The organism is Acinetobacter zhairuonensis (assembly GCF_022601715.1).
In the GTDB taxonomy this organism is placed as follows: Bacteria; Pseudomonadota; Gammaproteobacteria; order Pseudomonadales; family Moraxellaceae; genus Acinetobacter.
In genome coordinates this window covers 92,836-112,073 of sequence record NZ_JAKVIM010000005.1, presented here as the reverse complement: position 1 = coordinate 112,073, position 19,238 = coordinate 92,836, and the positions used below count along the sequence as shown (strand labels likewise).

General features: G+C 40.7%; 15 protein-coding genes. 10 read left to right on the top strand and 5 right to left on the bottom strand.

The window, feature by feature from the left end:
• Window positions 1-24: 24 nt before the first annotated feature.
• Window positions 25-921, bottom strand: a complete 897-nt coding sequence (locus MKI85_RS05745; RefSeq protein ID WP_241625856.1) for a DMT family transporter — start codon at window positions 919-921, stop codon at window positions 25-27.
• A gap of 179 nt (window positions 922-1,100) precedes the next feature.
• Here MKI85_RS05745 and MKI85_RS05740 point away from each other — a divergent pair, with 179 nt between their 5' ends.
• From MKI85_RS05740 to MKI85_RS05730, 3 genes are all read left to right on the top strand, one after another.
• The gene (locus MKI85_RS05740; RefSeq protein ID WP_241625854.1) at window positions 1,101-1,967 is read left to right on the top strand and encodes a helix-turn-helix transcriptional regulator; all 867 of its coding nucleotides are present in this window, start codon (window positions 1,101-1,103) and stop codon (window positions 1,965-1,967) included.
• 489 nt (window positions 1,968-2,456) lie between these two features.
• The gene (locus MKI85_RS05735; protein ID WP_241625852.1) at window positions 2,457-3,983 is read left to right on the top strand and encodes a fumarate hydratase; all 1,527 of its coding nucleotides are present in this window, start codon (window positions 2,457-2,459) and stop codon (window positions 3,981-3,983) included.
• A 106-nt stretch (window positions 3,984-4,089) separates the two neighbouring features.
• Window positions 4,090-4,638 carry a DUF2059 domain-containing protein gene (locus MKI85_RS05730; RefSeq protein WP_241625850.1) on the top strand — a complete coding sequence of 183 codons (549 nt, stop codon included), beginning with the start codon at window positions 4,090-4,092 and terminating at the stop codon, window positions 4,636-4,638.
• 5 nt (window positions 4,639-4,643) lie between these two features.
• Here the strand turns inward: MKI85_RS05730 and MKI85_RS05725 are convergent, their stop codons facing one another.
• The 4 genes from MKI85_RS05725 to tig form a co-directional block, all read right to left on the bottom strand.
• Window positions 4,644-5,357 (bottom strand): DUF2846 domain-containing protein, encoded by a 714-nt coding sequence (locus tag MKI85_RS05725; protein ID WP_241625848.1) that lies wholly within the window; start codon window positions 5,355-5,357, stop codon window positions 4,644-4,646.
• A 168-nt stretch (window positions 5,358-5,525) separates the two neighbouring features.
• The gene (gene clpX / locus MKI85_RS05720; RefSeq protein ID WP_241625847.1) at window positions 5,526-6,836 is read right to left on the bottom strand and encodes an ATP-dependent protease ATP-binding subunit ClpX; all 1,311 of its coding nucleotides are present in this window, start codon (window positions 6,834-6,836) and stop codon (window positions 5,526-5,528) included.
• A gap of 28 nt (window positions 6,837-6,864) precedes the next feature.
• A complete protein-coding gene (gene clpP, locus MKI85_RS05715) occupies window positions 6,865-7,470 on the bottom strand; it encodes an ATP-dependent Clp endopeptidase proteolytic subunit ClpP (RefSeq protein ID WP_016168229.1) in 606 nt (201 codons plus the stop codon).
• A gap of 190 nt (window positions 7,471-7,660) precedes the next feature.
• Window positions 7,661-8,992, bottom strand: a complete 1,332-nt coding sequence (tig, locus tag MKI85_RS05710) for a trigger factor (protein WP_241625845.1) — start codon at window positions 8,990-8,992, stop codon at window positions 7,661-7,663.
• Between the two features lie 266 nt (window positions 8,993-9,258).
• On the opposite strand from tig, the gene MKI85_RS05705 reads away from it, so the two are divergent.
• The 7 genes from MKI85_RS05705 (at window position 9,259) to MKI85_RS05675 (ending at window position 19,237) form a co-directional block, all read left to right on the top strand.
• Entirely contained in the window at window positions 9,259-11,406 is a 2,148-nt protein-coding gene (locus MKI85_RS05705) for a TonB-dependent receptor domain-containing protein (protein WP_241625843.1), read from the top strand.
• 215 nt (window positions 11,407-11,621) lie between these two features.
• Window positions 11,622-13,874 carry a TonB-dependent receptor gene (locus tag MKI85_RS05700; RefSeq protein WP_241625841.1) on the top strand — a complete coding sequence of 751 codons (2,253 nt, stop codon included), beginning with the start codon at window positions 11,622-11,624 and terminating at the stop codon, window positions 13,872-13,874.
• Window positions 13,875-13,977: 103 nt separating this feature from the next.
• Window positions 13,978-14,661 (top strand): Fe2+-dependent dioxygenase, encoded by a 684-nt coding sequence (locus MKI85_RS05695; protein ID WP_241625839.1) that lies wholly within the window; start codon window positions 13,978-13,980, stop codon window positions 14,659-14,661.
• A gap of 439 nt (window positions 14,662-15,100) precedes the next feature.
• A complete protein-coding gene (gene leuA, locus MKI85_RS05690) occupies window positions 15,101-16,798 on the top strand; it encodes a 2-isopropylmalate synthase (RefSeq protein WP_241625837.1) in 1,698 nt (565 codons plus the stop codon).
• Window positions 16,799-16,899: 101 nt separating this feature from the next.
• Window positions 16,900-18,060 (top strand): homoserine O-succinyltransferase MetX, encoded by a 1,161-nt coding sequence (gene metX, locus MKI85_RS05685; protein ID WP_241625834.1) that lies wholly within the window; start codon window positions 16,900-16,902, stop codon window positions 18,058-18,060.
• Window positions 18,060-18,653, top strand: a complete 594-nt coding sequence (gene metW, locus MKI85_RS05680) for a methionine biosynthesis protein MetW (protein ID WP_016168236.1) — start codon at window positions 18,060-18,062, stop codon at window positions 18,651-18,653. Before metX ends, metW begins: the two co-directional genes overlap by 1 nt.
• Window positions 18,650-19,237 (top strand): tetratricopeptide repeat protein, encoded by a 588-nt coding sequence (locus MKI85_RS05675; protein WP_241625832.1) that lies wholly within the window; start codon window positions 18,650-18,652, stop codon window positions 19,235-19,237. The genes metW and MKI85_RS05675 overlap by 4 nt, the downstream gene beginning before the upstream one ends.
• Window position 19,238: the final 1 nt, after the last annotated feature.

Below are 19,238 nucleotides of genomic sequence, written 5' to 3'. Positions count from 1 at the left end.
AATCTTACGCTACGCTATTGGTTTTTAGATACGAGATCTGCTCCATTTTCGCGGTGCCTGAATAAAGAAAACTGCATTACCACATAAAATTAGCACCACACCAATGACTGCATTCCAATGCCATTGATAACCTTCCCACACAGTTGAAATCACTAAAGCCACCAATGGAAACAACAAAGTACTATATGCCGCCTTGCCAGAGCCAATCCTCCCAACCAAATAAAAGTAAGCGGTAAAACCAATCACTGATCCAAAGATTGCCAAATACAGTAAAGCGGAAATTGCACTTACAGGAATATTCGGAAAAAATTCATGTTGTTGAAAATACGCAATGATCGCCATCAACATAGCACCATACAACATGCCATAAGCATTGGTGCTAAACACATCCAGCCCCTGCCGCTGATGACGGGTACTGATCATATTACCCAAGGAAAAACCATAGGTTCCGATAACACACAGACCAATTCCCCACAAGGTTTGATGATTGAACTGTGTACCCACTACATCATTCCAGAACAAGGCGATCATCCCCAACCCTCCCAATACAGCCGCAGGATAAAAACGTACCGAAATGGGCTGCGCAAAGAACAATTTGGCATTTATCGTATTAAAAATAACTGCCATGGAAAAAATAACCGCCTCCAAACCACTGCTGATGTATTGCACCGCAGTGTAAAAACAGACAAAGTTAAAACCAAAAATACAGCAGGCCTGTAATATACAGAATAAATGGTCTTTCACTACCAATTTATGTAACTTTCGGAACAGCAAGATAAAAACAAATAGGACTATTGCTGAAATAAAAAATCGCCAAAACACCGCAACATTAGCAGCGATACCACTGTGTTGTTGCACACTAATCGCAATCCAAGTTGTGCCCCAAATCACCACCACCAGAACATATAACAGTGCATTCATTTCAATACAGTCCAATTGAATCAACTCGCTATATTATGCAAAGTTCGATGCGATGAAACTTGCAGCATCTTGCGGAGAGTTATCACCAACTTGTGGTTTTTTACTGAATGACGTCTACAGATGACAAGATAAAAGAGAAGTCCTACACTAGATACTCAATTCGGCACTGCGTGTAGAAGATGACCTATCAGATTCTAGATCAATTACAACAATATAAAGCCCAATTACTGGATTCAGTTGAATTGGGTTCAGGCATGCAGCTTGCCATGTGGCAAAACAATCAAGATCGGGTCAGCGTCTGTAGCAATCACCACACTTTAAGTATGTACATTCAGGGTGGCTTTCACAGCTACCAAAAGACCGCTCAAGGTTGGCAAAATGGTGGCGGACCTGACCATATGTGTCTGATGCCGCAAGATTTTGAATCCACTTGGGATCTACGCGATCCGCTGACTTTCGTACATTTGTACTACACTGAACAACACTTAAAACGCGTTGCAGAACAAGTCTGGGACCGTGAACCAAGCCAAATACAGTTAAATCCACAAAGTTTTGTCGCCGATCCACAAATTGCGATGATTTATCGACACTTTTTACTCAATAGTGCTTGGCAAAACCGTGAAAACCATTTGCAGATGAGTACTGCCACCACGCTGCTGCTTAACCATTTAATTAAAAATTATAGTTATACTGAATGGCAAGCTCCTGAAGTCAAAGGAGGGCTATCACCTTATATCCTAAAACAACTTTTACTATGGATTGATCAGCACCTACATTTAAGTTTAACCCTGTCCGATTTGGCAGAACAAACCCAGCTGAGTGAGTATCACTTTGCGCATATGTTTAAACAATCCATGCACATGCCACCACATCAATATGTGATGCAACGTCGTCTAGAGTTGGCACATCAAGCCTTGCAGACCAGCACAGCCAATATTACCGAGGTGTCACTTCAATATGGGTTTAGTTCCAGCAGTCATTTTAGTCATCGCTTTAAAAAGCACTTTGGCTATTCACCTTCTCTGATACAGAAAAAGTCTAGATAGAATTGATTTGAAGATTTGAAGATTTGAAGATTTGAAGATTTGAAGAAAGCTTAAAATAAAAAAAGAAGATAAAGCTTAAGCCTGATCTTCTTTTTGACCGTACATCCAAGTTGCTGCGATAAATACACTAAAACCAACAACCATAAGAACTGCAGATGCCATAACGATGCTCTCTAAGTGGAATGCGCCTATTATGTGAAAGTTTTATTACAACTTTATGACAGTGCTGTCATTTTTCAGCAAGAATAATCACAAAATCTACTATAAACATAAAATTCAATAATTTAGGAGTAAATAAACTCCTTATCACCTTATAAAAAACAGGTTTTTCTGAGTTTTCACCAATATTAGGGCTGTAATATTCCTGTCTTGATGACCGATTTTATCCATTAAACTTTAGCCCAAAAATGCAGCAAAACACCCACAACGCTAGCGTTATACCTTATAATTTAGCCCGCTAGCTAACAGCCCGCTCAAGAGATATTTGATATGACAACTATTATCAAGCAAGATGACTTGATCACTTCGGTCAAGGACGCGCTTCAATTCATTTCGTACTATCACCCACAAGACTTTATCCAAGCGATGAGCCGTGCGTACGATCGTGAAGAAAACAAAGCTGCGAAAGACGCCATTGCACAAATCTTGATTAACTCTCGTATGTGTGCAGAAGGTCATCGTCCGATCTGCCAAGATACTGGTATTGTTAACGTATTTGTTGAAGTGGGCATGGATGTTAAATTTGATTTAACCATGAGCCTTGATGATGCAATTAACGAAGGCGTACGCCAAGGTTACTTAGAAAATTCTAACGTACTTCGTGCATCAGTTTTAGCCGATCCTGCTTTTGGTCGTAAAAATACCAAAGACAATACTCCAGCCGTGATTTACCACAAACTTGTACCTGGCAATAAAGTTGACATTACTGTTGCTGCAAAAGGTGGTGGTTCAGAAAACAAATCTAAATTAGCAATGTTAAACCCATCTGATTCAATCGTGGATTGGGTACTGAAAACTGTTCCAACCATGGGTGCAGGCTGGTGTCCTCCAGGTATGCTCGGTATCGGTATTGGCGGTACTGCTGAAAAAGCCATGATGCTTGCGAAAGAAGCATTGATGGAAGAGATCAACATGGACGAACTGCTTCGTCGTGGTCCACAAAATAAACTTGAAGAACTTCGTATCGAAATCTTCGAAAAAGTAAATGCACTCGGTATTGGTGCACAAGGTCTTGGTGGCTTAACCACAGTCCTTGATATTAAAATCAAAGACTATCCTTGCCATGCTGCGGGCAAGCCAGTGGGTATGATTCCTAACTGTGCCGCAACTCGTCACGCACACTTCCAATTAGATGGTTCAGGTGTGGCTCACATTCAAGCGCCACGTCTTGAAGACTACCCTTCTGTAACTTGGGATTCTTCTTCTTCTAAACGTGTTGACCTAGACACTATCACACAAGAAGAAATGAACGCTTGGCAACCAGGTGATACATTGTTACTTAACGGTACCATCTATACAGGTCGTGACGCTGCGCACAAACGTATGGTTGACATGTTAAACAACGGTGAAGAGCTTCCAGTCGACCTTAAAGGTAAATTTATTTACTACGTTGGCCCTGTCGATCCAGTGGGTGATGAAGTGGTTGGTCCTGCTGGTCCGACAACAGCAACACGTATGGACAAGTTCACTCGCCAAGTTTTAGAAGCGACTGGCATGTTCGGTATGATCGGTAAAGCAGACCGTGGTCCTGCTGCAGTTGAGGCGATTAAAGACAACAAAGCAACTTACCTCATGGCTGTAGGCGGCGCGGCTTACCTCGTTTCTAAAGCCATTCGTGAAGCAGAAGTAGTAGCCTTTGCTGACTTAGGTATGGAAGCGATCTACAAGTTTGTCGTAAAAGACATGCCTGTATCAGTTGCGGTTGACGTAAATGGTACCTCTATACACGCAACAGCACCTAAAATCTGGCAAGCGAAAATTGGTAAAATTCCTGTAGTTGATGCTGCAGCAGGCTAAACCCTAAGTTTTGCTTTTTTCGATACCCTTAACATGCTAAGTTCTTGTTAAGGGTATTTTTTTACCCAAATTTATCTTTTTACTACTATAGTTCATTCTAAATATCATGAAAAAAATACAACACACACTCGCGGTTCTCAGTCTCTGCACACTCAGCGTCACTACTTTTGCAAAACCTGCAACCGAAGCATCCGTTGAAAAAGCCCTGAAACTGAGTGACATTTCAGGGACATTGGCTCAATCTCAACAAGAAATGCACCCTGTCTATCAACAACAAGCTGAAGACACCATTAAACAAATCTTTAAAACCTCTAGTCTTAATGCCGAACAACAAAAGGCGGCAAATCAAATTGCTGACATTACTGCCTCTTTTAGTAACAAGCTGATTTCTGATCCAAAATTTATGCAAATGCTCAAAGACGTTTATCAGAAAACCTTTACCGAAGAAGAAGTGCTTGCCAATATTCAGTTCCTAGAAACCCCGATTGGACAGTCGATTAATCAGAAAAGTAGCAAAATGATGAGTGAGGTCATGCGCAACAGCATCGATATGTCCACACAAATGATGCAAGACCCTGCCACCCAACGCGAAATCAACCGACAAATCGAAAAAACCCTAGCACCTTTATTTGAGCAAGCCTATAAAAACCCTTAAGTACCTTACCAAGTACGGATATCCCAAAACTTAAAGGTTTGAGTTAACTGTACATCAGAGGCAGCATCATATTTTGTTGCCTTAATTTTTTGTGCTTTATGCCGTAGCTCGCCTGTTTGCTGATCTTGTGCGACAAAGTTATAACTTGAAGACTTCAACTGGGTAAATGCAATTTCATTTTGCCCAATTGAGTTAGGCACCAGAATTAAAGGACCCGAGACCTCCTTACGCGTGTTCACGTTTTCCTCATCATATTTCACATAATAACTTTTCCCCGCCTCGACACTAAAGTCCAGATATTTAGGCTTTTGAAAGTGCTGAATGCCTAAAGGACGACTACTGGATAAACGATAAGTCCCCGCAGGCAATTCCAGCCAATAATAATGATTATTTAACAAGCTGGGGATTCGATATTTATTAATAAATAGGCTTGAAGCCACAATTTCTTGACGGTTCCATTTGCTCTCAGGGCGATACAGATAAACTACAGCTGCCTGATCATGCTGTGCCTGCACAGGATGGTAGCGTTGACCCATTTTTTGATTAACCCAACCACCGACTGAGCTCATGCCGAAACGATATTGCTCGACCAAACCTGGTGCTTGACTGGTATCCACTGGATGGAGAGTAGAACTTAATTCTGGTTGTTCTAAAACGGCCTGTTTATGGCATCCTAATAAAAATAAACTGCTACATAACATCAAATAAAGCGCACGCATGATTGTCCCTCACCGCGTATTTTTTTGTATTTATTGGGGCTAACTTTTGGATCTTTTACAATTTTAGGCATCCTCGCCTTTGCCCAAGATTACCACTGCACTTTTTTCTTGAAAATAAAAAAACGTGCGGAAATCATAAATTTCCGCACGTTTCAGACGAATAACCAATTAAGCAGATTTTGAGTTAATCACTTTCAAATCTACTTTGTTGGTGTCTTCAGTCGTGAGTTTAGGTTGACGCTCAGGTTGAAATTCTGGTTTTGCTGTACCATTAATCACGTCTTCACTCACCACAACAGTACCTACATCTGTTCTGCTTGGTAAATCATACATAGTTTCGAGCAATGCATTTTCCATAATGGTACGAAGACCACGTGCACCAGTATTACGCTCAAGTGCTTTTTTCGCGATTGCACGTAAAGCTGAAGGCTCAAACACCAAGTCCACATGTTCCATATCAAACAAATGTTGATATTGACGCGTCAGCGCATTCTTCGGTTCAGTCAGAATCTGCATCAACGCGTCTTCATCCAACTCATCCAGAGTCGCGATAACAGGCAAACGACCAATAAATTCTGGAATCAAACCAAATTTCACCAAATCAGTCGCTTCAACTTGGCGGAACAAATCTGAAAGTTGTTTACCTTCATCTTTCTTCTTCACTTCAGCATTAAAACCGATGCCACCTTTTTCTTGACGTTGCTGCACAATTTTCTCTAAACCAGAGAATGCACCACCACAAATAAACAGGATATTCGAAGTATCAATTTGAATGAATTCTTGTTGCGGATGCTTACGACCACCTTGAGGCGGAATCGATGCCACAGTCCCTTCAATCATTTTCAGCAAGGCTTGCTGTACACCTTCACCCGAAACGTCACGGGTAATGGATGGATTCTCAGATTTACGGGTAATCTTGTCGATCTCATCGATATAGATAATGCCTTTTTGTGCTTTCTCTACATCATAATCCGCTTTTTGCAATAACTTTTGCACGATGTTTTCAACATCTTCACCTACATAACCAGCTTCGGTCAGTGTCGTCGCATCCGCCATGGCAAAAGGTACATCCAGCAAACGTGCAAGTGTCTGAGCAAGTAAAGTCTTACCTGAACCAGTTGGTCCAACCAATAATATATTACTTTTCGCAATCTCGACCGCGTCGTCGTGCTTATGACCACCATGAGTCACTTTAAGACGTTTATAGTGGTTATAAACGGCAACTGAAAGGGTTTTCTTCGCCACATCTTGACCAATCACATATTGATCTAATGCCGCACGAATTTCTTGAGGTTTAGGCAAAGGCTTAGCCGCCCAGTCACCAGATTCTACCTGCTGACTGGTTTGTACTAAGTCTAGGCATACGTCCACACATTCATTACAGATGTACGCGTCCTCACCTGCAATCAGTTTCCCGACTTCAGACTGCGTTTTACCGCAAAATGAACAATGCTTTTGTCCTTGAGGATGTTCGGACATATTTACTCCAATACTAAAATCTTAAAACTTATGGACGTTTGCTAAGCACTTCATCCACAAGACCGTATTCTTTGGCTGCCTGTGCAGTCATAAAGTTGTCACGGTCCGTATCTCTTGCAACAGTTTCATAGTCTTGACCACTATGCTCTGCCATTAAGCGGTTTAGACGCTCTTTAATGAACAAAATTTCACGTGCATGAATTTCAATATCCGATGCTTGACCACGGAAACCACCAAGCGGTTGGTGAATCATAACACGAGCATTTTCTAAACAGTAACGTTTACCTTTAGCACCTGCATTCAGTAAGAATGCACCCATAGATGCCGCCTGACCCATACAGTAAGTCACAACATCTGGCTTGATGAACTGCATGGTATCGTAAATTGCCATACCTGCTGTTACCGAACCACCTGGTGAATTAATGTAGAGGTGAATATCTTTATCTGGGTTCTCTGCTTCTAAAAACAACATTTGTGCCACAATTAAATTGGCCATGTTGTCTTCCACTTCACCCGTTAAAAAAATAACGCGTTCACGCAAAAGGCGCGAAAAAATATCAAATGAACGTTCACCACGAGAAGATTGCTCAACTACAACAGGGACTAACGCGTTTTCAATAGTTGGAACATACATACGTTTATTTATTCCTAAATTTTTTGTGACTTAACCCATATTCACAATATGAGGGATAATGACTGAAATTGCAAAATATTCCCCATTAAATAACAGATATTTTTTGCATAAACTTTGTGAATTTGGGACAAGCCGATACCCTGCATAGATAAAAAAAGGCGCTTAAAGCGCCTTTTTTAACTTAAGCTAATTAGCCTTGTTGACGAGCTTGTTGCTCTTTCAACAATTCTTCATAGCTAACAGTTTTATCAGTTACTTTCGCAGCTGCTAAAATGTGATCAACGACTTGATCTTCTAGAACAACAGCTTCGATTTGAGAACGTTGTTGTTTGTCATTTTTGAAGTATTCAACCACTTCAGTTGGATCTTCGTAAGAAGAAGCCATGTCTTCGATGTAAGCTTCAACGCGAGCTTGGTCAACTTCAAGTTTAGCTTCAGCCAATACTTTGCTTACCAATACGCCAAGTTTTACAGATTTTTCAGCTTGTTCTTTGAACAATTCATCTGGAAGCATGCTGCTATCAAATGCTTTAGCACCTTGAGCACCAAACTGTTGTGTGAATTGTTGGATCATTTGTTGACGTTGACGGTCGATCTCTTGAGCAACCATTGCAGCAGGAAGTTCAACTTCGTTTGCAGCAACTAAAGCATCAAAAGTCGCGCCTTTAACTTGGTTACGAAGACCATTTTTCACTTCGCGTTCCATGTTTTTACGTACGTCAGCTTTTAATTTTTCAACGCCTTCTTCTTCAGTTAAACCAAAGATTTGAAGGAATTCAGCATCAACTTCTGGAAGTTTTTGTTTTTCAACAAGCTTCACAGTGATTTTGAATTGCGCAGCTTTACCAGCAAGGTTTTCAGCTTGGTAGTCTTCAGGGAAAGTTACGTCGATAACTTTCTCTTCTCCTTTCTTCATACCAACGATACCGTCTTCGAAGCCAGGAATCATACGACCTGAACCTAAAACAAGTTTAAAGTCTTCAGCAGCACCGCCTTCAAACTTCTCACCATCAACAGTACCTTCGAAGTCGAAAGTTACTTGCATGTCTTTTTTAGCCATGCCTTTGGTTTCAGCCCAAGTTGCACGTTGCTTTTGAAGGTTTTCGATCATTTGATCAACGTCTTTGTCTTCAACAGTAGACGCTTTACGTTCAACTTCTAAACCATCAAATTTAACGTCAACTTCTGGATAAACTTCAACTGTCGCTTCGTATACAAGCGCGTCGTCTTTGTTTTCCACTTTATCAATGTTTGGCATGCCAACAGCATTGATTTTTTCTTGTTGAATTGCTTCGAATACTGTGTCACGGATTACATCATTTACCACTTCTTGGTAAATACCCGCGCCATATTCACGGCGAACTACGTTTAATGGCACTTTACCTGGACGGAAGCCGTTAATCTTTACAGTTTTAGCAGTGCGTTTTAAACGTGCTTCAAATTGCTCGTTAACACGGCTCGTCGGTACAGATACATTTAAACGACGGGCAACGCCCGAAACCGCTTCAGAAGTTACTTGCATGGCTTCCTCGAAATTTAGTAATTACAGTTTATAAAAAGTGCCACATTATATGACAACATTTAAAGATATACAAAACTGTATGTTTAAACCACAAGATTTTATCTGATTTCTTTTGCTCTATTGTTTGCTTTTCTAAATTTCCGATCGTTTATCCATTCTTAAATGACTTTTATTGCTAATGATAAGCTTTATCATTATTATATGCACAAACATAATATTTATATTTATTTCAGTTTTTTATCTCGTCCAACTTTGGAATTCTATTTATGAGTAAGTTCAACCTTCGCCCACTAAGTCTTGCAATACTCGGTTTATCCACCAGTTCTGCTTTTGCGGAAAGTCGTTCCGAAAACGCCTCCTCTACGCATCAATTATCCACCATTGTGGTTTCCGCTGCGGGGTTTGAACAAGATATTAAAAATGCGCCAGCCAGTATCAGTGTCGTCACTAAAGAAGATATAGAAAGAAAAAATGCAACAAATGTTGCAGATCTTTTGGCTGATGTACCTGGAATTGACATTCGCTCGGGTGTTGGGAAAACCGCAGGCTTAAATATTAAAATGCGCGGTTTGGGTAATGATTACAGCCTCATTTTGATTGATGGACGTCGCCAAACAACCTCTTCAGATGTTACGCCAAATGGCTTTGGTGAAACATCAAATAGCTTCCTCCCTCCTCTCTCCGCGATTGAACGTATTGAAGTGATTCGTGGTCCTATGGCAACTCGCTACGGTTCCGAAGCGATGGGCGGTGTTATCAACATTATTACCAAAAAAATCAGTAATGAATGGAATGGTAACGTCACTGTAAGTGGCAATTTGATGGAACATAAAGCTGAAGCTGATTCATGGAAAACCAGTTTCCTGCTTAACGGTCCTCTCATTCAAAACCGCCTTGGACTACAACTACGAGGGAGCTATTTAGATCGTCAAAGTTCTGAACGTATCGTTGCTGGCTCAACTTCACGTGATCCTCGTCCGAGTGAGGCGGATAATTATGACGTTGGTGGTAAATTAAATCTAAGCCTCGATGACCAGAATTCACTTTGGGCTGATGCCTTCCATTCTAATCAGACCTATAGCAATACAGGTAACCGCTTAGGCACACAAGATACCCCTACGCGAGCACGTGGCTATAAAGATGAGTTAGAGTTTAATCGCGAGCAGTATTCTCTTGGTCATGATGGTTATTATGACTTTGGTACATGGAATACCTATATCAGCCAAACCAAGACTGAAACGGTTGGGCGTACAATTCCGACCAATACCTTCCCGAATAATGCTTATGCAGGTCGTGATCGTACATTAGAGAATACAGATTTGGTTGCAGACAGCCATATTATTGCCACACTGCAAAATCATAAACTGACTCTGGGTGCCGAATATAAGAAAACTGAAAGTGTGGATGATATTGCAGGCTTAGGTGCTGAATTTGAGAAGGATTCTTACTCATTCTATGCCGAAGATGAGTGGAACCTGATGGATAATCTGCATTTCACCTTTGGTGGACGGTATGAAGACCACTCAGGTTTTGGTGGACATTTTAGCCCACGTGCCTATCTGGTCTGGAATACGACAGATACCTTAACCCTTAAAGGTGGTGTAAGCACAGGTTATAAAGCACCTTCCGCCAAAGCCTTACACGACGGCATCATCAATTTTAGTGGACAAGGCACTACGCCTGTTCTAGGTAATCCAGATTTGAAACCTGAAACTTCAGTCAATTATGAGCTGGGTTTAAATTACCAACCGACAGATCACCTCGACTTTAATACGACGGCTTTCTTTAATGTCGTTGAAGATAAAATAGTGTCGAAAGAGTTTAATTGCAGTATCAGTGATTGTTCAGGACTTAGCAGTGGTGTGACCTCTTATTCCAAGAGCTTTAATGCAGATGAGGCGGAAATTTATGGTCTCGAAACCTCATTAAAATATCAAATCATCCCTGAATGGGATATTAAAGCAGCCTATACCTTTACCGAATCTGAAATTACCAAAGGTGAAAACAAAGGGTACGCACTTGAATCAACCGCTAAACATTTATTCAATCTGACATCGACATGGCATATCAATGATGCCTTTGATTTGTGGTTACAACATGAATATCAGTCTGGTCGTCCACGCTACTTAGAAAACCAAACTGGTGATGCACTAAATATTCAGCAGCAAACTGATAATGAGTTCTCCGGCTATAACTTATTTAACTTGGGGAGCAGTTATCAGCTCACTGATCAGGTGCGTATTAATGCCGCTGTAAACAACTTATTAGACAAAGACTTCACAGAATACATGGACTATTACGACTTAAATGGTGATGTAGAACAAGCATATAAGTACCTTTCCATCGGTTCAGCAATGTCTGGAACGTATATCTCTGGGCGTAATTACTGGCTGTCTATCTCTTACGATTTTTAATATTTAAAATCCCAATAAAAAACCCTGCTTTGGCAGGGTTTTTCTATATTTATATAAAATCATGCACTTACACACAAATAGTTACATAATCTCATTAATTTTTACATTTCCTTTACAATAGCTTATCGGTAATTCCAATCATTTACAATTGGTAAAATAAATAAGAATTATTATTATTCGCATACAAGTTTTTACTACTCTTTGTGAGTTCAGAAATGTCTTTTATTAAAACGCGTAAAAAATTAGTGTCGACGGCAATTGCCTCTTCTTTATCGGTTATAGCGACCACTGCAATTGCACAGGATGACGCGGCACAACTTCCAACAATTCATACTGAAGCAACTCAAGAAGAATCTTTAAAAGTTGATCAATCTGCAAATGCAAAATTTGTCGCTCCACTAAAAGATACGCCTAAATCTGTTTCTGTCCTTTCACAAAAATTACTCAAAGAAACCAATTCAAATACCTTATTAGAAGCCTTGCGAAATGAACCTGGTATTACCTTAGGAGCTGGTGAAGGTGGTGCACCTTATACCGATATTCCGTACATCCGCGGTTACAATGGTCAAAGTGCAATTTATGTAGATGGTGTCCGCAATTCATCATCCCAAAATCGCGATATGTTTGCCATTGAACAAGTCGAAATTACAAAGGGTTCTAGTTCTGCTCTTTCAGGAGGAAGTGGTGTTGGCGGAAGTATTAATCTAATTCCTAAAGTAGCTCATGCAGGTGATGAATATCAAGGAACAGTCGCAGGCGGTACAAATAACTATAAACATATTGTATTAGATGCCAACAAAGACTTTGGTAATGGTATGGCAGGCCGTGTCATTGTGATGGGGCATGAAAATGAAAAAGCTGGACAAAGTGATGGGGCCGAATATGCTCGTGTAGGTATCGCGCCAAGCATTGCCTTTGGCTTAGGAAGCCCAAATCGCGCTACATTAAGTTATTACTTCTTAAAAAGTAATGATGAACCAGATTCAGGCATTCCATTCAACAACCCGAACAATCCACCAACAGGTACAGAAAAAGCAGATGGTAAACCCGTTACTGTAAAACAGGGTTCATATTTTGGCTGGAAAGATCGTGATTTTGATAAACGTGAAAATCATATTGGCTCATTAAAACTAGAGCATGATTTAAGCGATGATTTAACTGTAACTAACATTTCGACATATAGCTTATCTAAAGCAGATTATATTTATACCAATCCAGATGATTCCAAAGGCAACATCTATGATGGAAAAGTATATCGTCGTGCGACTCAATCAATCCGCGATACTGAAGCATTTACAGACCAATTATCATTAGCGGGTAAATTTAATACTGCAAGCTTGGAACATAGTTTCAACATCGGTGCGGAATACAATCGTGAGAAAACAAATCGCGGTAATTACGATATGACCTATCCAGGATATCCAGGTTCAACAACCGCTGGATTTAATTCAGATTGTTCTCTAGAAAATGGTTGGTGTACAGATTTAAATAATCCAACTGCAAATGATGCATGGTTAGGCACAACTACAGCCAATAAAAAGCAAACCACTTTAACCAATGAAACAGTCTCACTATATGCATTAGATAGCATCGAATTAAATAAATACTGGTTAGTTAATCTTGGAGCGCGTTGGGACAAATTTGATACCGAGTTAAAATATAACAAAGATGTCACTAGTCGAGGTGTAACTACCCCAGCTGGAACGATCTATGCAAACGATACTGACTTTTTCTCTTATCAAGGCGGCATTGTATTCCGTCCAACCGAAAATGGCAGTATTTATGCAAGCTATGCAACAGCTGCAAATCCAGTTGGAATTGATCCAGATATTGATAGTCTAACTGCATCAACTGAAGATTTGGAGCCAGAAAAAGCCCGCACCTATGAAGTTGGGACTAAATGGAGTCTTTGGAATAACCGAGCAAATGCAACGGCGGCAATTTTCCGTACTGAAAAACAAAATACTCGTATTTCTATTGATGCCAATACCACAGCAAATGCAGGCGAAAGTAAAGTTGATGGATTTGAAGTCGGTTTAACAGGTCACATTACCAATAAATGGGAAATGGCTATTGGCTATAGCTACCTAGACAGCGAAGTGACTAAGGCTGCATATAATGCGGTAGCTCAAGAAGGTCAGCCTCTACCTTTTGTTGCAAAACAAAGTGCTAACTTATGGACGACTTATCAAGTCTTGCCTAAATTTACTTTAGGTGCTGGCGTACAGTATCGTGACAAGGTATTTGCTAATACCAACCCAAATACCGCAACAACCTCAACTAAAATTTTACCAACCTTCACTATCTACAATGCCATGGCAAAATATGATGTGAATGAAAATGTGAATTTGCAGTTAAATGTAAATAACATTTCAGACAAACGCTATTTTACTAGCGCGCATGCTGCACATTATGCAAACGAAGGTGAAGGTCGCAATGCTGTATTAGCGATCAACTTTAAATACTAAGATCCAATCCCATAAGTTAATTATGGAATTGGCTTAAGTTAAGATAAAATAGCCTCTGCCCAGAGGCTATTTTTATAACCATTTCATTAAAAGGATATAGGCTGTGATTCATCACATTCCAAATGTTTTATCCAAAGAACAAGTCGCTGAATTCCGCCAATTGATGGCAACAGCAAATTGGGTAGGTGGGAAAGTAACAGCAGGTACCCTTTCTGCATCAGTTAAACAAAATCAACAACTTTCTGAAAATGATCCCCTCACCCATCACTTGAGTGAGTTGGTAATTCAAGCCATCTGGAAGAATCCAGTTTTTCAAGCCGCTGCTTTGCCGCATCAAATTATTCCACCACTGTTTAACCGTTATGATGAACATGAAAGTTTTGGTTTTCATGTAGATAACTCAATTCGCCTGATTCGTGGCACCTCACAACAAATGCGCACAGATTTATCCTGTACATTATTTTTAAGTGAACCCGAAGAATATGATGGCGGTGATTTGGTGATTGAAGATACCTATGGCTATCATGAAGTGAAGTTACCTGCCGGCGATGTCGTGCTCTATCCAGCAACCAGCTTGCATGAAGTCAGTAGCATTAGTCGTGGCACTCGTTTTGCTTCATTTTTCTGGGTACAAAGTTTGATTCGTGATGACCAGAAACGTCATTTACTTTTCAATCTTGATGAAAGCATTCGTCAATTACGTCAAGATCATGATGATGCTTATCCTGAAGTCATGAAACTAACCAACATTTATCACAACCTGATTCGAATGTGGTCAGAATTATAAACTTCTCTCCCACTTATCCATTTTATTTTCAAATAAAAATCATATCTTGGGAAATTTTTTCTAATATTAAAATAATACTGCAAAATTAGAAAAACATTTCCCTTGCAATCCGATTAGAATAAATTATGAACTTTTTGCACCGAGTGCAATTTTCGCCTAGACTGCTTTGAAGCTATGCGAATACCTGCCTAAGTGAAACCCGTATATTGATCTTGATGGTTACATGATGAAAACGAATGATATTTTTGCTTTTTCGACTCACGCTCAACCTCAATTGAATCTCCTGATGCTGCGCCACGCGCGCGTATAAAAATTTTTGCTTTTTTTGAGCAATCACCCCCTGAATATCCCTTTAATTTTGTTGAAATAGACACCATATATTAGTAGTTAGTTGCATTTTAATAATACCGAGCAACGGACACTACACAAGGAGTTCCTCATGATGTTGGCTGATCCAAGTAAAAAATACCGTCGCATGTACCAGCGTGTAGACTTGCCTGACCGTCAATGGCCAAACAAAGAAATTACTCAAGCGCCGATTTGGATGAGTACCGACCTTCGTGACGGTAACCAAGCAATTTTTGAACCAATGGACATGGAACAAAAGTTCAAAATGTTCCAAATGTTGGTGAAAATTGGTTTTAAACATATTGAAATTGGCTTCCCTTCTGCGTCTCAAATTGACTTTGACTTCACGCGAAAATTGATTGAAGAAGGTCATATTCCTGATGACGTCTACATTGAAGTTTTAGTTCAAGCGCGTGATCACTTGATTCAACGTACCTTCGAGTCTTTACAAGGTGCTAAACGCGCAATTGTGCACATCTATAACTCAAACTCTCCAACATTCCGTCAAAAAGTATTGAATGTGGATGTAGCTGGTGCAAAACAATTAGCCATCAATGCAGCAGAAAAAGTTAAAGAATATGCAGCACAGCAACCAGAAACTGAATGGGTCTTCCAATACAGCCCAGAATGCTTCTCTGCAACTGAATTAGAAGTTGCTAAAGATGTCTGTGATGCTGTGACTGAAATCTGGGATGCACGTCCAGAACAGAAAGTCATTTTAAACTTGCCTGCAACGGTCGAAGTGTCGACACCAAACGTTTACGCTGACCAAATTGAATGGATGCACCGCAACATTGCCCGTCGTGACGGCGTGATCATCTCTGTGCACTGCCACAATGACCGTGGCTGTGGTATCGCGGCTTCTGAATTGGCGATTATGGCAGGTGCCGACCGTGTAGAAGGCTGTGTCTTCGGTAACGGTGAGCGTACAGGTAACGTTGACGTTGCTGCAATTGCCTTGAACATGTATACCCAAGGTGTCGCACCAAACTTAGACTTCTCTAACATTAATGAAGTGATTGCCACGATTGAAGAATGTACGGGCTTACCTGTACATCCACGTCATCCATATGCAGGTGACTTGGTCTTCACCGCATTCTCTGGTTCACACCAAGATGCGATTAAGAAAGGCTTTGAATACCAGAAAAATGAAGAAATCTGGGATATGCCGTACTTACCAATTGATCCGAAAGACTTGGGCCGTGACTACGATGCGGTAATTCGTGTCAACTCTCAATCAGGTAAAGGTGGTATTTCGTACTTATTAGAATCGAACTACAACGTGGTGTTGCCACGTCGTTTACAAATCGAATTCTCACAAGTGGTACAGCAAGTCGCAGATGAAGAAGGTGTTGAAGTTTCAGCACAGCAAATCTGGAGCTTGTTCAAAGATAAGTATGTCGAAACCAAAGATGCACATTATTCAGCGAAAAATTACCGCTTGTCTGATGAAAATGGCAACCAAGTAATTGAGTTAGATATCGAACTTGATGGTGAAACGCAACATTTACGTGGTGAAGGTAACGGTCCGATTTCAGCGATGTTAAATGCACTTCAATTGCCAATTGATGTCTTGAACTATGAAGAACGTAGCATTAGTTCTGGTGCACATGCGAAAGCCTTAGCGTTGATTGAAATTCAGGTGAAAGGTACAGGTAAATCTGCCTTTGGTGCTGGCGTACATGACAATATTGTCACTGCCTCGATTGAAGCAATCCTTGCATGTACTAACCGTTTAATTGAACAAGGCGTGCTTAGCACCGAACAAGTTATTGCTGCTGCGGTATAAGTATTAGCAATAATAATTAGCACTAAAATGACTTTAGAAGGATACCCTCAAGTGGTATCCTTTTGTTTATTGATCTAAAAAATTTAAGGCGAAGTATTTCTGTGTCTTTTCCATCTGACTCAGTGGGTCTCGTAACCCCACAAAAGTTCCAATTCGAAGAGCCGTTAGAACTTGAATGTGGTCGCGTTTTACCACGTTTTGAAATGATGGTTGAAACCTACGGCACACTCAACGCAGATCACTCGAATGCCATTCTTATTTGTCACGCCTTGTCGGGACATCACCATGCAGCAGGTTATCATCATGAAGATGATAAAAAAGCAGGCTGGTGGGATGCTTGTATTGGTCCTGGAAAAGCGATTGATACTTCCAAATTCTTTGTTGTCGCTTTAAATAATATTGGGGGTTGTAGCGGTTCGACGGGTCCAATTTCGCCAAATCCAGAAAATGATAATCGTCCATATGGTCCCGACTTTCCGTTAGTGACGGTACGTGACTGGGTGAAAACTCAAGCCATGTTGTCTGACCGCTTAGGCATTCAAACTTGGTATGCGATTATTGGTGGTTCTTTGGGGGGCATGCAGGCTTTACAATGGTCGGTTGATTATCCTGAGCGCTTACAGAAATGCGTGATCATCGCCAGCGCACCAAAACTATCTGCTCAAAATATTGCCTTTAACGAAGTGGCACGTCAGTCCATTTTATCTGACCCAGACTTTCATCAAGGCCGCTATTTAGAACATGACAGCTATCCAAAACGTGGTTTGATTTTGGCGCGTATGGTCGGTCATATTACCTATCTGTCTGAAGAAGCCATGAAACAAAAATTTGGTCGTGACTTAAAGTCCGGCAAATTTATGTATGGCTTTGATGTCGAGTTCCAAGTGGAAAGTTATTTGCGTTATCAAGGTGAACAATTTAGTCGTAACTTTGATGCCAATACCTATCTGATTATGACCAAGGCACTGGATTATTTCGATCCGTCACGTGAATATGAACATTCATTAACACAAGCGATGTCAAACACCCAATGTCAATTTTTAGTGGTGTCATTTACCACAGACTGGCGCTTTACTCCTGAACGTTCGCAGGAAATTGTGGATGCACTGATTACCAACCATAAACCCGTCTGTTATCTAGACATTGAAGCAGAACAAGGTCATGACTCGTTCTTGTTCCCAATTCCGCTGTATGTAAAATCATTGCGTGCATTTTTAGGTGGTGAAGAACACCTTAAATCTACCCCTAAGGAGGCTGTGTAATGCGTATCGATCATCAACTCGCAGAAGCATGGATTAAACCAGACTCCAAAGTGCTCGATTTGGGCTGTGGTGATGGCGAATTGCTGGCTCATATGAGTAAACAGCACAATATTCGTGCATACGGCTTAGAAATTGATCAGGAAAAGATTGCAATTGCGATCAGCCGGGGGTTAAATATTATCCAGCAGGACTTAAATCTTGGTTTAAGTCGCTTTGCCGACCAATCTTTTGACTATGTGGTGATGGCACAAGCTTTGCAAGCTGTAGATGCACCTGACGTATTATTACGAGATATGGTGCGTGTGGGGAAACAAGCAATTATTACCTTTCCGAACTTTGCGCATTGGAAGACTCGTTCTTTCTTGGCTTTGAAAGGAATGATGCCTGTTTCAGAAGCATTACCGTATATGTGGTATAATACTCCAAACATCCACTTATGTACTTTTCGAGATTTTGAAGCACTTTGTGCAGAAAACAACATCCGAATAATTAATCGACTCGCCGTTAATGGGGATCAGCAAGGTAGTTTACTCAGTAAACATATCCCGAATCTGTTTGGTGAAGTCGCAATTTATCGAGTGAGCGCGCTATGAAAAAATTATTATTAAGCACACTAGTTTTTGGACTTTTTAGCATTCAGTCTCATGCTGAGTATGTTTCGCCATCTGCTTCAATTTCTAGTCAAGCTGCCCAATATTCAACCATGGATATTGATAACTTAGTCAAAGCTGCAAAAGCAGGTCAACCTGCTGCACAGTTTTACTTAGGCACCAAATACCAAACAGGTAAAGACATCAAGCAAGATGACCGTCAGGCTTTTGCTTGGTTTAAAGCGGCTGCAGATCAGGGCTTATCCCCTGCGCAGTTAAATGTGGGTCGTATGTATGCCGATGGTGTAGGTGTTGCCAAGAGCGAAACTTTGGCTCGCCAATACTTTGAAAAGGCAGCGAGCCACGGTGATAACCGTGCCAGCTTTAACCTTGCCATGATGGAAGAGCAAAAGAAAAACTACATTGGTGCTTACCAGTGGTATGAGCTTTCAACTCGTGATGGCATGCTCGACAATAAAGTGATTAGCATGTCAGAAGGCAAAAAAACCGCTTTGGCTGCCAACTTGACTCAAGACCAGATTCGTTTGGCACGTGACCGTGCAGACAAATGGATTCAGACGCAATAAT

Coding starts and splice junctions, on each gene's coding strand:
- MKI85_RS05745 (WP_241625856.1), bottom strand. CDS start 921: ATGAATGCACTGTTATATGTTCTGGTGGTGGTGATTTGGGGCACAACT.
- MKI85_RS05740 (WP_241625854.1), top strand. CDS start 1,101: ATGACCTATCAGATTCTAGATCAATTACAACAATATAAAGCCCAATTA.
- MKI85_RS05735 (WP_241625852.1), top strand. CDS start 2,457: ATGACAACTATTATCAAGCAAGATGACTTGATCACTTCGGTCAAGGAC.
- MKI85_RS05730 (WP_241625850.1), top strand. CDS start 4,090: ATGAAAAAAATACAACACACACTCGCGGTTCTCAGTCTCTGCACACTC.
- MKI85_RS05725 (WP_241625848.1), bottom strand. CDS start 5,357: ATGCGTGCGCTTTATTTGATGTTATGTAGCAGTTTATTTTTATTAGGA.
- clpX (WP_241625847.1), bottom strand. CDS start 6,836: ATGTCCGAACATCCTCAAGGACAAAAGCATTGTTCATTTTGCGGTAAA.
- clpP (WP_016168229.1), bottom strand. CDS start 7,470: ATGTATGTTCCAACTATTGAAAACGCGTTAGTCCCTGTTGTAGTTGAG.
- tig (WP_241625845.1), bottom strand. CDS start 8,992: ATGCAAGTAACTTCTGAAGCGGTTTCGGGCGTTGCCCGTCGTTTAAAT.
- MKI85_RS05705 (WP_241625843.1), top strand. CDS start 9,259: ATGAGTAAGTTCAACCTTCGCCCACTAAGTCTTGCAATACTCGGTTTA.
- MKI85_RS05700 (WP_241625841.1), top strand. CDS start 11,622: ATGTCTTTTATTAAAACGCGTAAAAAATTAGTGTCGACGGCAATTGCC.
- leuA (WP_241625837.1), top strand. CDS start 15,101: ATGATGTTGGCTGATCCAAGTAAAAAATACCGTCGCATGTACCAGCGT.
- metW (WP_016168236.1), top strand. CDS start 18,060: ATGCGTATCGATCATCAACTCGCAGAAGCATGGATTAAACCAGACTCC.
- MKI85_RS05675 (WP_241625832.1), top strand. CDS start 18,650: ATGAAAAAATTATTATTAAGCACACTAGTTTTTGGACTTTTTAGCATT.